Raw genomic sequence first — 14,234 nt, 5'->3', positions numbered from 1 at the left:
CGATTTAAAGGAACTTGCCCATCTTCGAACGCCTTTCCCGGTTCCAGCAGCGCATCGCTGAAAAGTGGCGGACCTCACTGCAGATGCGCGTGATCGGTTCCATCTTCGTCGCCGCCGCGGTGGTCATGATGATCCTCGCCATGACGATGATCAGCCTGGTCGCCCAGCGGCTCGTCGATTCCAAACTGGACATCGCCGACGCTGAGATCGAGCGTGCCCGCGTGGCGGTGGAACAGCAGGTGGACGCTACCGGGGCGTCGAGTTCCACCCAGGTCCGGATCAATGCGGCGCGCGCCGCATTGACGAACCTGTCCAGCGGTGGGGATTCTTCAGCGGCCTATGAACCCGTCCTGCAGGTGGTGGGCAACGACGGGGCGACCACCACCGCGCCTGAGGGCTACCAGATCCCGGAACGGCTCTCCCACTTCGTGGGCCAAGGGCAGGTGTCCTATCAGTTCGCCACGGTCAACCGGGCGGACGGTACCACCTATAATGCGCTGGTCATCGGCACGCCCACCGACGCCGACATCCCCGGCCTCCAGGTCTACCTGGTGCTGTCCATGGAGTCGGACGAGGCCACCATGGCGCTGATGCGCGGCCTGCTCTCCGCCGCCGGAGTCGTGGTGGTGGTGCTGCTGGTCGGCATCGCCTGGCTGATGGCCCAGCAGGTCACCGCCCCGGTGCGTTCGGCCAGCCGGATCGCCCAACGGCTGGCTGCCGGTCATCTGCGGGAACGCATGGTGGTGGACGGCGAGGACGAGATGGCGCGGCTGGCCATGAGCTTCAATGCCATGGCGGAATCGCTCTCCCGGCAGATCCACCAGTTGGAGGAGTACGGCAACCTGCAACGCCAGTTCACCTCGGACGTCTCGCATGAGCTGCGCACGCCCCTGACCACCGTGCGGATGGCGGCGGACATGATTGCGGCGGACGCCGAGAACTTTGAGCCGCACACCAGGCGCGCGACCGAGCTGATGACGCGTGAGCTGGACCGCTTCGAGACCCTGCTGGCGGACCTGCTGGAGATCTCCCGGCACGACGCCGGGGTGGCGGACCTCTCCGAGACCCGGCTGGACGTGCGCACCTGCATCACCTCCGCCTGGCAGCAGACGCAGCATCTCGCCGAGAAGCTGGAGGTTCCGGTCACCTTCAACGTGCCGGGGGAGCCGGTCCACATCACCGGGGATTCCCGCCGCATCGAGCGGGTGCTGCGCAACCTGATCGCCAACGCCATCGACCATTCCGAGGGCAATCCGGTGGAGGTGGCACTGGGGGCGAATGAGGAGGCGGTGTCCATCACGGTCACCGATCACGGCGTGGGCCTCAAGCCCGGCCAGGAGGAACTGGTGTTCAACCGGTTCTGGCGGGCCGACGCCTCCCGGGTCCGCCACTCCGGCGGCACCGGCCTGGGCCTGGCGATCGCACGGGAGGACGTCCTCCTCCACGGCGGCGAGCTCGACGCCATCGGCAATTACGGGGTGGGCTCGCAGTTCCGGCTGACCCTGCCGCGGGAGCCGGGCAGACGTTACACTCAGCCACCACTGGCATTGGAGGCACCGTATGCGGAGGATTAGAGGAGTCATCGGCCTGTTGGTGGCGGGCGGGCTGCTGGTCGGCTGTACGTCGTTGCCCACTGACACTGAGCCGCAGGCCCTGCGTTCCTTCACCCCGATCGAGGAGGAGGCGGCCGATATCCAGCCGGAACCGGGAGCGGAGCCGGATCTGCTCCTGCGGGACTTCTTCACCGCCTCCGCCCGGCCGACCATGGACTACTCGGCCGCGCGCCAATTCCTCACCGGTGACGCCAATCAACTGTGGGATCCGCAGGCCGCCACGTTGATCGTGGACCGGATCGACCTGGTCACCCAGCCGGAGTCCACCGACTCGGAGCGGGTGTTCTCCGTGCAGGGCAACGTGATCGGCGAACTGCTCGACGGCGGAGCCTACCGGGTGGAGAGCGGCCGCTACATGGCCGAGATCCGGATGGAGCAGGTGGATGGGGAGTGGCGGATCTCCTCGCTGCCCGAAGGCGTGGTCCTGGAGCGCACCGAGCTGCGCAACCAGTACCAGCCCCAGGATCTGTACTACTTCGACCCCGGTGGACAGGTCCTGGTGGGCGACCGCCGCTGGGTCTTCTCCGGGCAGGAGTCGCTCGACGCAGCGCTGATCTCCCTGATGATGGAAGGTCCCAGCGCCGGCGTCGCCCCGGCCGTGACCTTCCAGCTGCCCGCCGAAGCCACCTTCAACGGGGTCCAGGACGGGGTCTACCGCTTCTCCGGACTGGCGGCGTTGGACACCACCGAGCGGCAGCGCTTCGCCGCCCAGCTGGTGTGGACGCTCGCGATGGCCAACATCCCGGGGCCCTACCGCGTGGAGGTGGACGGCGGGCCGATCGCCGAGGGCTTCGAGACCCTGGACACCGACGACTTCGCCGAGTTCAACCCGCGGGCGGACGACGGGATCATCGCTCCGCTCTACGCCCTCAACGACGGTGCGCTGCTCCGTGTCAGCGGCAACGAGGCCAACCCGGTGGAAGGGGAGATCGGCCAGATCCGCGATATCGAGTCGGCCGACATCACGACGCAGCGCACGGCGGCGATCGTGCGTCGGGAAGGCGATGACTCCACGCTCTGGATGGGCGGGGTCGACGAACCGCTGCGGGAGGTTCTCCGGGGCTCCACGTTGACCCGGCCGACCTTCGAGTTCGACCATTCCGCCGTCTGGGTGGTGGTCGGCGGGGACCGCGTGATCCGGGCGGTCCGTTCCACCACCACCGGTGAATTCGCCCAGACCGAGGTCAACTCGAGCGAACTGGCCGGCATCGACGGGGAGATCTCCGTGCTGCGGCTGTCCCCGAACGGCGCCCGCATCGCGATGATCATCGACGGCCGCGTCTACACCGCCGTGGTCAATCGGCCGGGCACCGATGAACGACGCATCACCAACGTCCAGGAGGTCGCCCCGCAGCTGGCCGGTACGGCCCTCTCCCTGGACTGGCATCCCGACGGCGCCATCCTGGTGGGGACCTCCACTCCGGAGGCCCCGGTCTGGCGGGTGGAGAAGGACGGCTCCGCAGTGTCCTCGATGCCCTCCGGAAACATCACGGCCCCGGTGGTCTCCATCGCGGCGTCCCCCAACACCGTCTACCTCACCGACGCCCGGGCCACTTTGCAGCTGCCCGTCAACGATGGGGAAGCCGTCTTCTGGCGTGAGGTGCCGGGCCTGGAGTCCATGCGTTCCTCCCCGGTCATCGCACACTGATGGATCTGCTGCTGCCGCGTCGTTGCGCCGGTTGCGGGGCAGCGGGGAACGTGTTGTGCGGTGACTGTCGGGAAGCGTTCCGACGCCCGCCCGAGCGCGTGACCACGGTCGTCGACACGCATGTGCCGGTCTTCGCCCTGGGGCCCTACGATGACCGCCGGGCCGGCGTGATCGTCGCCATGAAGGAACGGGGAAATCTGGCGGTGCGCCGGGTTCTCGGGGCGGTGCTGCGGGCGGGCGTCGACACGCTGCAGGCCCGGGGCGAGCTTCCGGAGACCGTGACCCTCGTCCCCGCGCCCACCCGGCCCCGCAGCGCCCGGCTGCGCGGGGGCGATCATGTGACGGATCTCTCGCGGGCGACCGGACTGCCCACCGCCCCGGTGCTGCGGCACGGCAGCGTGGTGGACTCCGTGGGGTTGTCCTCCCGGCAACGCCGAGCCAACCTGGCGGGACGGGTGGAGCTTGCCGCCACCCCCGTGGGACCACTGCTGCTCATCGACGACGTGGTGACCACCGGGGCCACGCTCGCAGCGTCGGCCGAGGTACTGTTGTCCGCCCGGGCCAAAATTGTTGCTGCCCTCACTTTTGCGGCCGCATGATTAAGGAGCTCTCAGCGACAGCTTGGTTATGACCAGATGTACAATGATGGTACAAGATCCCGTCGACACGGAGGTAGAAGCAAGTGACCACACCTGCTGAGAACAATGTCCTGAGCCCGGATACCCAGGTGTCCATCACCGGACGCAACGTCGAGGTCCCGGAGCACTTTGCGGAACGGGTCAACACGAAGCTGGCGAAGATCGAGCGACTCGATCCGACCCTGACCTTCTTCCACGTGGAGCTGCAGCACGAGCCGAACCCGCGCCGTGCGGACGCCAGTGACCGGCTCCAGATCACCGCCACCGGCAAGGGACACATCGCCCGTGCCGAGGCCAAGGAGGACAGCTTCTACGCCGCCCTCGAAACCGCCGTGGCCAAGCTGGAGCGCTCCCTGCGCAAGGTCAAGGCCCGCCGCAGCATCTCCCGCTCCGGCCACCGCGCCCCCAAGGGGACCGGTGAGCAGGCGGCGGAGCTGGTCCAGGAAGCCACGCAGGCCCGGCAGGAGGAGCCGGCCGACCCCTACGCCGACAAGGTCGAGGACGTGGTGCCCGGCCAGATCGTGCGCTCCAAGGAGCACCCGGCGCAGCCGATGAGCGTCGATGACGCCCTGTCCGAGATGGAGCTGGTGGGACACGACTTCTACCTCTTCATCGACGAGGAGACCAGCCGTCCCTCCGTGGTCTACCGCCGCCACGCCTTCGACTACGGCCTGATCTCTCTGGCTGAGGAGAAGTAGAGGTAACCACCGGATGAACTCCGGCCATTGAACCGCTTCCCACGGGGAGCGGTTCTGTTGTGTTTCGGGGTGGGTGCGTAGAATGTGCCGGAGTATTGCTTTTGTTCGGTAGAAGATGTCGGATACAGATTAAGGACCACTGCACGTGTTTGGACTGTCCAAGCTCCTCCGGGCCGGTGAAGGCCGTACCGTCAAGCGTCTGCGCACAATCGCCGACGACGTCATCGCGCTCGAGGGTGAGTATGAAGCGCTGAGCGATGATGAACTCAAGGCCAAGACCGATGAGTTCAAGAAGCGCCTGGCGGACGGGGAGTCCGAGGACGCTCTCCTGCTCGAGGTCTTCGCCACCGCCCGGGAGGCCTCCTGGCGCGTGCTCGGTCAGAAGCACTACCCCGTGCAGATCATGGGCGCTACCGCACTGCACTTCGGTAACGTCGCCGAGATGCGCACCGGTGAGGGCAAGACCCTCACCTCCGTGCTGCCAGCCTACCTCAATGCCCTGTCCGGCAAGGGCGTCCACATCGTCACGGTCAACGACTACCTGGCCAAACGTGACGCCGAGATGATGGGCCGGGTGCACCGCTTCCTGGGGCTGGAGGTTGGCGTCATTCTCTCTGAGATGCGTCCGGCGCAGCGCAAGAAGGCCTACGCCGCCGACATCACCTACGGCACCAACAATGAGCTCGGCTTCGACTACCTGCGCGACAACATGGCCCGCAACCTGCGGGACCTGGTCCAGCGGGGCCACCACTTCGCCATCGTGGATGAGGTGGACTCGATCCTGATCGATGAGGCACGTACCCCGCTCATCATCTCTGGCCCCGTGGACGGTTCCTCCAAGTTCTTCAATGTCTTCTCCCAGCTGGCTCCGCGTATGACCAAGGACATCCACTACGAGGTGGACATCCGCAAGCGCACCGTCGGTGTGCTGGAGAAGGGGGTGGAGTACGTCGAGGACCAGCTCGGCATCGACAACCTCTACGCCCCGGAGAACTCCCAGCTGGTCAGCTACCTCAACAACGCTCTCAAGGCCAAGGAACTCTTCGAGCGTGACAAGGACTACATCGTCCGTAACGGCGAGGTCATGATCGTGGACGGCTTCACCGGCCGAGTGCTGGCCGGGCGCCGCTACAACGAGGGCATGCACCAGGCCATCGAGGCCAAGGAGGGGGTGGAGATCAAGAATGAGAACCAGACCCTGGCCACGATCACCCTGCAGAACTACTTCCGCCTCTACGACAAGATCTCCGGCATGACCGGTACCGCCGAAACCGAGGCCGCGGAGCTGAACTCCATCTACGGTCTCGACGTCGTGCCGATCCCGACCAACCGGCCGAACCAGCGTGAGGACCTCACCGACCGCGTGTACAAGACCCAGGAGGCGAAATTCGCCGCGGTGGTCGCGGACATCGCCGAGCGGGTGGAGATCGGTCAGCCGGTGCTGGTGGGTACGACCTCCGTGGAGCGCTCCGAGTACCTGTCGAAGCTGCTGCAGTCCCGCGGGATCAAGCACAACGTGCTCAACGCGAAGTACCACGAGCAGGAGGCGCAGATCATCGCCCAGGCCGGGCTACCGGGCAACGTCACCGTGGCCACCAACATGGCCGGCCGCGGCACGGATATCGTGCTGGGCGGTAACCCGGACATCCTGCTGGACATCAAACTGCGGGAGCGCGGCCTGGATCCCTTCGAGGATGAGGAGGCCTACCAGGCGGCCTGGGACGAGGAGCTGCCGAAGGTCAAGGAGCGCACCGCGGAACGGGCGGAGACGGTCCGGGAGGCCGGTGGTCTGTACGTGCTGGGCACGGAGCGCCATGAATCCCGCCGCATCGACAACCAGCTGCGGGGCCGTTCCGGACGACAAGGTGACCCGGGCGCCACGCGCTTCTACCTCTCCATGCGCGATGACCTGATGGTTCGCTTCGTGGGACAGTCCATGGAGAACATGATGAACCGTCTCAACGTCCCGGACGACGTCCCCATCGAGGCGAAGATGGTCACCAACTCCATCAAGGGGGCCCAGGCGCAGGTGGAGAACCAGAACTTCGAGATGCGCAAGAACGTCCTGAAGTACGACGAGGTCCTCAACGAACAGCGCAAGGTCATCTACGCGGAGCGACGCGAGATCCTCGAGTCCCGGGACATCGGGGAGCACATCCAGAAGATGATCGATGAGACCATCTCCGCCTATGTCGACGGCGCGACCGCCACCGGTTATGTGGAGGACTGGGACCTGGATGAGCTGTGGAACGCCCTGGAGGCCCTCTACGGTCCGTCATTCTCCTGGGAATCCCTGGTTGAAGGCACGGAGTACGGCCCCGCGGGAGAGCTGTCCGCCGAGGATCTGCGCACTGCGCTGCTCAAGGACGCGCACTCCGAGTACGACACCCTGGAGGAGAATGTCTCCGCCATCGGTGGCTCGTCCCAGATGCGCAACATCGAACGGCAGGTCATCCTGCCGGTCATCGACACCAAGTGGCGCGAGCACCTCTACGAGATGGACTATCTCAAGGAGGGCATCGGCCTGCGTGCCATGGCGCAGCGCGACCCGTTGGTGGAGTACCAGAAGGAGGGCGGCGACATGTTCAACGCCATGAAGGACGGCATCAAGGAAGAAACCGTGCGCCAGCTCTTCCTGCTGCGCAAGCAGTTCGCCCCGAAGGATGAGCCGGTCGAGGCCTAGGACAGGATCCGGAGCAGCCGCATCCGCCAGCGCAGCCGCTCCGGGTTCACCAGCCGCGCGGTGAAACCGCGGGGCGCACCCGCCACCGTGCAGGAGCCGAAGACCTCCACCCCGGCGGCGTCGGCACGCAGATGCAGCGAGTCGAGCCGTACCGGGCCACGGTCGGGGCGGCGCCGCAGGTATGCGGCAAGATAGGAACGTACAGCCGGTTCAAACCGCTGCTTGGCCAGCGTGCGGGCGGGCCGCATGCCGAAGGCGGTTTCCAGGGCGAGTACGGTCAGACCGGTGGCTGTACGTCGGTCAATGGGCAGCACCTCAGATTTCGTTTCACGGGCGTTCTCAGGTTTCACCGGGCGCAGCACCTTCAGGTGCGTGTGACCGGGAAGTGGAATCAACATGGTGGCTCCCTGCAATCTCGACAGGGCAGACCAATGGTGGGCTTAGGTATCATTGTGACACAACAACGCGGCGCAAGAAGGAGTTAAAGTGCGTGGACTGATCGTCGACTATTTCGGGGTGCTGGACGGTACCGAGGAGGACCAGCGGCGCTGGCGTAACCTTTTCGCCGCCGCCCGCAAGAACGGGGTGGGCACCGCCATCCTGTCCAATGATGAGGGCGGCCCGACGGCGGAGCCGATCCGGGAGTGGGAGTTCCGGGGCGTCGTGGACGCGGTCCTGCTGTCCGGGGAGATCGGGGTGGAGAAGCCGACTACGGAGGCCTTCCGCATCGCCGCTGACTCGCTGGAACTGCCGATGAATGACTGCGTGCTCATCGATGACAGCATCCTCAATGTCCGGGCCGCAGTGGAGAACGGGCTGGTGGGCGTGTACTACCAGCAGTTTGACCGGGCCATCGTGGAGATCCAGAACCTGTTCGACATCGAGGGAGAATTCTGACCCGTATGCGCGTTTATGTCCCAGCGACTTTCGGAATGCTCACGGAACTCAACGAGAACTCGGTGTTGACCGCCCGCTCCGGATGGGGGTTCGCAATGACCCCCGCGCTGGTGGAGTTCTACACCGCCGGTGACGAGGAGGAGATCGAGCACGCGGCGTTCCAGGATGCCGCAGAGGCCTCCCTGCGGCTGCTGGCCATCGGCGACGAGGAAAAGTTTCCGCACCGCCGCGTGGTGGTGACGGCTGACCTGCCGGCGGAACAGGTGGAGCTGCAGCCGGAAAACGGCGAGTCAGTGGTCAAGCTCAGCCCGGCGCAGATCCAGCTCAGCGATATCGCCGCCCTGCACGTGGACCTCGAAGAATCTGAGGAGGCCACGAAGGCCGCCACCGCAGTGGTTGACGAGTCCGACCTGGGGGACCCGGACGCCGAGCTGACCGTGGGCGATGCCCTGGATAATCTGATGGCCTGGTACGACCCGACAGAGCTGCCGTTCCTGGTGGAGTTGCTCTAGGTCTTCGGCGCTTTTCGTCCCCGCACGATGGGCCGCCTCTCCCGATTAGTTGGGAGAAGCGGTTTTTTTATTGTTCCTGCTGATCAGGGCAATGTTCTTGGTGCGGAGCGCCGGGAACTTCTACGCTGATCGGGCACCCGACTCCGGGGGAGAATCGTGGTGCTGGTGTGGCTCGTGGGGTGCTGGCTCCGGGGGCATGTCCGGGGCGTGTCCTAGTGTCATTATCGAACGCATGAGCGAGGGGGTGTGATGATGGAAGCGGAGCAGGGGCCGTTCTACACGGTGAATGACCCCGGTCGGGATACGGCCGTCCACGGCAACCGGATCAATCGGCTGACCTTCGAGTTCTGGGATGGAATCCAACTCGATGACGATGATGACGCCGATCTCTCCCTGGCCCGGATCGCCGCGGATGTCGGCTGCACAGAATACTGGGCGGAGTCCACCCTGGATGCGGTGGCGAACCTGCGGCACCTGCCCCGTTTGCGGGCGGTGCAGCTCCAGCTGCACCATCTGGACATCTACCGGCTGCGGATGATCAACCAGGCCCTGCTGAAGGCCGATGAGGAGCTGTTCCCGGAGATTGACGAGCTGCTGGCGGAGTATCTGACTCCGTCCCGCCGACATCAGGAGCTGCCCACCGCCCATGCCATCGGTGCCAAGATCAAGGCCATCCTGGATGAACTGGACGAGGAGATCGCCACCCAGCAGAAATCAAGCCGGGATAATCCGGAGGCCAACACCCGCATCCATGAAGATGGTTCGGGCGAAATCAACGCCCGCTATTCTGCGGAGATCATCCAGGAGGTTGAACAGCTGATCCGTAGGCGGGCAGAGGAGAAGGGGGTGAACCGTGCCGATGCCCTGTTGGACCTGCTGCGGGGCAGGGCCGAGGTGAAGATCGTCCTCAATGTCTATCAGGCGGCGGACATTCCCGGTTCCCCGATGTGGGTGGAAGGCGTCGGGTGGGTGGATTCTCGGGTGGCGGAGTGTATTCGGGAGCAGGTCACCCATGTGCGCGATCTGAGCAAGTACCGCAAGGCGGAGTCGAAGTCCTATCAGGCCTCCCCGGGGCTGCGTGCCTACCTGGTGGGCCGTGATGGAGTGTGCCGGTTTCCAGGATGCAAGGTGCCTGCCACCCGCTGTCAGGTGGAGCACTGCCTGGAATATGACAAGGGTGGTGCGACGTCCGCCACCAACTGCATGATGCTCTGCCAGCACCACCACAACATGAAGACCGATGGCAGATTCACCTACGAGCTGGATCCCGAGACCGCAGAGGCGACGTTCATCTTCCTCGACGGCACCGTCGTCTCCACGGTTCCGGAGGGGCCGATCTCCCCGGCCGGCGCCCGGTGGGTGCAGAAGGTCGGGAAACGGCGGGGGCAGCGCCGCAAGCGGGCGCGGGCGGAGGCCAAGCGTCAGAAGGTCCGGGAGGACGCCGCCCGGGACCGGGCAGGTGAGCAGCTCCAGCGTCGTACCGGGGAAGGTCCCTGCAACACGGCCCGGGGCGGAACCGATAGAGGGGATGGAGAAAACGACCGCGCCGAACCCGGTGAAAAGCGGTGGGAGGATGACCCACCACCCTTCTGAAAAGAGCTTGTCGCAGGTCAGTGGAAATTCGTGGGAGAAGGGTGAAAACTGAAATGGACAACTAACCTACGTTGCCGTAGGCTACGCCAACGTAAGCTAGTTTGTCTCAGAGAAAGCGGTCGAGAATGGCGCAAACTACCCGGGATGGGTTGGGGCGGGCACGTGACGTGCTCCGTCGCTTCACCACGCCGTTGCTGCCCGATGATTACACCCAGTTGATCAACCCGCTGTGGTCGACCCGGGAACTGCGCGGCAAGATCGAGTCGGTTGAACGCTACCCCGATGACGTCATCCACCTGGTGATCCGACCCGGCTGGGGAGTGCCGGTGGAGTTCCGGGCCGGCCAGTACATCGGCATTGGTCTGCGGGTGGACGGCCGGTACACCTGGCGCAGCTATTCGCTGACCAACACCCCGGACACCGAAGATGGGTTGTTCGCCATCTCGATCCGGGCTGTGGAACGCGGTAAGTTGTCCAACCACCTGCTCGGCAGCGCGAAAGCGGGAATCAACGTGCGGCTGGCCGCCCCCGCCGGTGACTTCCACCTGACCAACCCGATTCCCGAGAAGCTGCTGTTTGTCACCGCGGGCTCCGGCATCACCCCGGTGGTCAGCATGCTGCGCACGATGCAGGACCGGAACCTGGAGAGCGACGTCAAAGTCCTCCACTCGGTCCGCAAGCGGGACGATCTGGTCTTCGGTGACGTGCTGGACAGTTTCGGTGCCATGGTCAATTACACCTCGGAGTCCGGACGCGTCGGCCCCAGGGAGATCGAGGAGCTGGTCCCGGATTTCGCGGAGCGGGTGGTCTACGCCTGTGGTCCGGCCCTCATGCTCGACGAGCTTGAGGAATGGGCGCAGGCCAACGGCATGGAGATCCGCACGGAGCGGTTCACGCTGGACCGTGCCTCGGCGGCCAAGGGCGGCAAGATCACCTTCGGCACCCGCGGCGAGGTGGAGGCGGACGGCGCCACCACGATCCTGGAGGCCGGTGAATCCATCGGCGTCCAGATGCCTTTCGGTTGCCGGATGGGCATCTGCCAGACCTGCGTGCGCCAGCTCAGCGACGGCCATGTCCACGATCTGCGCAGCGGAGAAACCCGGGAACCGGGATCACGGATCCGCACCTGCGTCTGCGTCGCCGCCGGCGACGTGGTCATCGATATCTAATACACCTGTAGTTAAAGGAGGCCAGCGATGGCGATCGACAATATTCAGGCATACAGCCACCTCAGTGACGAGGACATCCGTGAGATCGGCGCCCGACTCGACGCCATCAAGGCGGAGTACGAGGCCGATCTGGGGGAGAAGGACGTCCGTTACATCAAGGGACTGATCCGCACCCAGCGTTATATGGAGGCCGCGGGCCGGGCGTCCCTGCTGATGTCCCACAAGAAACCGTTCTGGTTCGCCGGGGTGGCACTGCTGAGCCTGTCCAAGATCCTCGAGAACCTCGAGATCGGCCACAACGTCATGCACGGCCAGTGGGACTGGATGAACGACCCCGAAATACACTCCACGACCTGGGAGTGGGACAACGTGTGCCCGAGTTCCCAGTGGATGCACACCCACAACTTCACCCACCACAAGTACACCAATATTCTGGGCATGGATGATGACGTGGGATACGGCATCCTGCGCGTGACCCGCGACCGTAAGTGGAAGACGATGCACGCCTTCCAGCCGATCGTCAACGTCACCCTGGCGTCCCTGTTCGAGTGGGCCGTGGGCTTCTACGACGTCGAGCTGGGCAAGCTCGCCGCTGGGCGTGCCACCTGGAAGGACATCTCCCCGAAGTTCTGGGAGACCGTGCGCAAGGCGGGCACTCAGGGGTTGCGTGACTACGTGCTCTTCCCGGCGCTGTCGGGAAAGAACTTCCGGCACACGTTGACCGCCAACGCGACCGCCAACGTGATCCGCTCGGTGTGGGCCTACGCCGTGATCTTCTGCGGTCACTTCCCGGATGAGGCGGAGACCTTCACCAAGGAGCAGTACAAGAACGAGACCCACGACGAGTGGTACCTGCGGCAGATGCTGGGGTCGGCGAACTTCCGTGGCGGCAAGATCCTGACCATCCTCTCCGGAAACCTGAACAACCAGGTTGAGCACCACATCTTCCCGGACATGCCGTCGAACCGGCTCTCCGAGATCGGGACGAAGGTCGAGGCGCTCTGCAAGGAGTACGACCTGCCCTATAACACGGACTCCTTCCCGGCACAGCTGCTCAAGGTCCAGAAGACCCTGCTGAAGTTGACCCTGCCCAACAAGTACCTGGCCGCTGACCGGGACAATGCGCCGGAAGTGCGCTCCAACGCCGCATTCACCAAGTACCCCGAGGTGGAGAACCAGCTGCATGTGGGCAAGGATGACGCCGGAAACCGTGCTGGTCTGCGCACCGGTCTGAAGCTGCTGAAGAAGCTGCGCCCCACCGTGCTCCAGGCCGTGCAACACTTCTCCGGCCGCACCCCGCAGCGCACGCTGGCCTAGTCAGCGAAGTCCCGGCGGCTCAATGGTCTGATGAGAACATGGCGCCGGTCGCGGACCCAGACCGCGCCGTCGGCCCGGTGCTGTTCACGGGTGGCGAAGCGGTACCGGTAGGACACCACCCGGACCCAGTTCGGCCGCTGTCCCGCGAACGGGTCACGCCGCAGCAGGCGTAATAGCGGCTCATCCGCGCTGAGCAGTCGGGCCAGGAACACCGTGAACCAGCCTTCGATCGGGCCGCCGAGCGGCAGGAACCACAGGCACCAGTCGAGCCGCAGGTGGTAGGGCGCGAACTGCCGGGGGATGCGGTGCACGTCGCCGGGTTTTCCCTTGAAGCCGTACTCGTGCCAGTCAGCCGTCCCCGGATCCTCGTCGAGCGTGCCCTCGATGACGTATTCGATGCGCTCCTTGGTGACGCTGCCGAACGCGCCGTAGGCGTTCGCGAGCTGGAACCGGTTGAATGCCCCGTTCATCACCTGCTGCTTGGCGAAGAACAGGTTGTGCAGCGCTGGCCAGCTGAGCCACACGTAGACCAGTGCCACGGCGCTGGTGATGAGGATCCAGTAGACCGGCATTCCGTCTGCTGCCGGGACGCCGCTCCCGGTCACCGAGACGGCGGAGAAGGCGAGCACGATGGTTGCCCAGTTCAGCCAGGCGAAGTTTCCGGTCACCACGAGCCAGAGTTGTGTCACGATCACGACCGCTGCGGCGACGGTGCCGATGAGCCCCGGAACCGGACCGGGCACCCAGAGCCCCAGGATCGGTACGAAGAGGAACCAGGGCACCACGAGCTGCGCGAAGTGGTTGCCCAGTACCTCCCCCTTGTGGAACCAGCGGGGCAGGAGATGTGCCTGCCGGCTGAACGGACCGGGCATCGGCTGAGTCTCGTGGTGATACATGAGGGCAGTGAGGTCGCGCCACTCGTGTCCACCCCGCAGTTTGATCATGCCGGCGCCGAATTCGAGGCGGAACAGCAGCCACCAGAACAGCACGATCACCACGGTGGGCGGGGGTTGTGAGCCGGATCCGAGAAACGCCGCGAGAAAACCGAGCTCGAGCAGCAGCATCTCCCAGCCGAAGCCGTAGAACACCCGTCCGAGACTGGTGATCGACATGTAGCCGAACCACAGTGCGAGGAAGCACAGCATCGGTAGCCACGGCGGTCCGAGCTGTGGCACCCCCACGGCGAGCAGCGCCGATACGGTGATGCCGGCCCAGCACAACGCCGCGAGCCGGCCGTCGGTGTACGCAACCCGGCGGAACAGCGTCGGCCGGAGCCGCCGAGCTCCCGCCAGCAGCCGGGGCGCGGGCAGGAGACCGCGCTCACCGAGGAGGGGGCGGAACTGATTCAGGGTGGAGGCGAATGCCACGAGATAGAGCACCGCGATGCCGCGCTGGAGCACCTCGCGGGCGAAGCCGAAATCGACCGCTGCGAAACCGTCCATGTGTCTCAGGTTACTCGCAGCAGG

General features: G+C 65.2%; 12 protein-coding genes. 10 read left to right on the top strand and 2 right to left on the bottom strand.

What is annotated here, in order from left to right:
• Positions 1-83 precede the first annotated feature (83 nt).
• From mtrB to secA, 5 genes are all read left to right on the top strand, one after another.
• Positions 84-1,574, top strand: a complete 1,491-nt coding sequence (gene mtrB / locus ACQCVD_RS10725) for an MtrAB system histidine kinase MtrB (protein ID WP_426823829.1) — start codon at positions 84-86, stop codon at positions 1,572-1,574.
• Positions 1,561-3,261, top strand: a complete 1,701-nt coding sequence (gene lpqB / locus ACQCVD_RS10720) for an MtrAB system accessory lipoprotein LpqB (RefSeq protein ID WP_426823753.1) — start codon at positions 1,561-1,563, stop codon at positions 3,259-3,261. Before mtrB ends, lpqB begins: the two co-directional genes overlap by 14 nt.
• On the top strand, positions 3,261-3,860 hold the full coding sequence (locus ACQCVD_RS10715; RefSeq protein WP_426823752.1) for a ComF family protein: 600 nt from the start codon (positions 3,261-3,263) through the stop codon (positions 3,858-3,860). Before lpqB ends, ACQCVD_RS10715 begins: the two co-directional genes overlap by 1 nt.
• Before the next feature lie 83 nt (positions 3,861-3,943).
• On the top strand, positions 3,944-4,597 hold the full coding sequence (gene hpf, locus ACQCVD_RS10710) for a ribosome hibernation-promoting factor, HPF/YfiA family (protein ID WP_426823751.1): 654 nt from the start codon (positions 3,944-3,946) through the stop codon (positions 4,595-4,597).
• A gap of 145 nt (positions 4,598-4,742) precedes the next feature.
• Positions 4,743-7,280 (top strand): preprotein translocase subunit SecA, encoded by a 2,538-nt coding sequence (secA, locus tag ACQCVD_RS10705; RefSeq protein ID WP_426823750.1) that lies wholly within the window; start codon positions 4,743-4,745, stop codon positions 7,278-7,280.
• On the opposite strand, the gene ACQCVD_RS10700 is transcribed toward secA, so the two are convergent.
• Positions 7,277-7,678 carry a hypothetical protein gene (locus ACQCVD_RS10700; RefSeq protein ID WP_426823749.1) on the bottom strand — a complete coding sequence of 134 codons (402 nt, stop codon included), beginning with the start codon at positions 7,676-7,678 and terminating at the stop codon, positions 7,277-7,279. The genes secA and ACQCVD_RS10700 overlap by 4 nt on opposite strands.
• Positions 7,679-7,766: 88 nt before the next feature.
• Here ACQCVD_RS10700 and ACQCVD_RS10695 point away from each other — a divergent pair, with 88 nt between their 5' ends.
• The 5 genes from ACQCVD_RS10695 to ACQCVD_RS10675 all read left to right on the top strand — a co-directional run bounded on the left by ACQCVD_RS10695 (position 7,767) and on the right by ACQCVD_RS10675 (position 12,768).
• A complete protein-coding gene (locus ACQCVD_RS10695) occupies positions 7,767-8,177 on the top strand; it encodes an HAD family hydrolase (RefSeq protein ID WP_426823748.1) in 411 nt (136 codons plus the stop codon).
• Positions 8,178-8,182: 5 nt separating this feature from the next.
• Positions 8,183-8,689: a DUF6912 family protein gene (locus ACQCVD_RS10690; protein WP_426823747.1), complete on the top strand. Its 507-nt coding sequence runs from the start codon at positions 8,183-8,185 to the stop codon at positions 8,687-8,689.
• Positions 8,690-8,938: 249 nt separating this feature from the next.
• A complete protein-coding gene (locus tag ACQCVD_RS10685; protein ID WP_426823746.1) occupies positions 8,939-10,282 on the top strand; it encodes an HNH endonuclease signature motif containing protein in 1,344 nt (447 codons plus the stop codon).
• A 125-nt stretch (positions 10,283-10,407) separates the two neighbouring features.
• The gene (locus ACQCVD_RS10680; RefSeq protein ID WP_426823745.1) at positions 10,408-11,451 is read left to right on the top strand and encodes a ferredoxin reductase; all 1,044 of its coding nucleotides are present in this window, start codon (positions 10,408-10,410) and stop codon (positions 11,449-11,451) included.
• Positions 11,452-11,478: 27 nt separating this feature from the next.
• Positions 11,479-12,768 (top strand): fatty acid desaturase family protein, encoded by a 1,290-nt coding sequence (locus ACQCVD_RS10675; RefSeq protein WP_426823744.1) that lies wholly within the window; start codon positions 11,479-11,481, stop codon positions 12,766-12,768.
• Here the strand turns inward: ACQCVD_RS10675 and ACQCVD_RS10670 are convergent.
• On the bottom strand, positions 12,765-14,210 hold the full coding sequence (locus tag ACQCVD_RS10670; protein WP_426823743.1) for a lipase maturation factor family protein: 1,446 nt from the start codon (positions 14,208-14,210) through the stop codon (positions 12,765-12,767). The genes ACQCVD_RS10675 and ACQCVD_RS10670 overlap by 4 nt on opposite strands.
• Positions 14,211-14,234 lie beyond the last annotated feature (24 nt).

The organism is Corynebacterium halotolerans (assembly GCF_050107895.1).
GTDB classification, from domain to species: domain Bacteria; phylum Actinomycetota; class Actinomycetes; order Mycobacteriales; family Mycobacteriaceae; genus Corynebacterium; species Corynebacterium halotolerans_B.
Note: the sequence above shows the minus strand (reverse complement) of the source record. Positions and strands in the feature narration are given on the sequence as shown.

Coding starts and splice junctions, on each gene's coding strand:
- mtrB (WP_426823829.1), top strand. CDS start 84: ATGCGCGTGATCGGTTCCATCTTCGTCGCCGCCGCGGTGGTCATGATG.
- lpqB (WP_426823753.1), top strand. CDS start 1,561: ATGCGGAGGATTAGAGGAGTCATCGGCCTGTTGGTGGCGGGCGGGCTG.
- ACQCVD_RS10715 (WP_426823752.1), top strand. CDS start 3,261: ATGGATCTGCTGCTGCCGCGTCGTTGCGCCGGTTGCGGGGCAGCGGGG.
- ACQCVD_RS10700 (WP_426823749.1), bottom strand. CDS start 7,678: ATGTTGATTCCACTTCCCGGTCACACGCACCTGAAGGTGCTGCGCCCG.
- ACQCVD_RS10690 (WP_426823747.1), top strand. CDS start 8,183: ATGCGCGTTTATGTCCCAGCGACTTTCGGAATGCTCACGGAACTCAAC.
- ACQCVD_RS10685 (WP_426823746.1), top strand. CDS start 8,939: ATGATGGAAGCGGAGCAGGGGCCGTTCTACACGGTGAATGACCCCGGT.
- ACQCVD_RS10680 (WP_426823745.1), top strand. CDS start 10,408: ATGGCGCAAACTACCCGGGATGGGTTGGGGCGGGCACGTGACGTGCTC.
- ACQCVD_RS10675 (WP_426823744.1), top strand. CDS start 11,479: ATGGCGATCGACAATATTCAGGCATACAGCCACCTCAGTGACGAGGAC.
- ACQCVD_RS10670 (WP_426823743.1), bottom strand. CDS start 14,210: ATGGACGGTTTCGCAGCGGTCGATTTCGGCTTCGCCCGCGAGGTGCTC.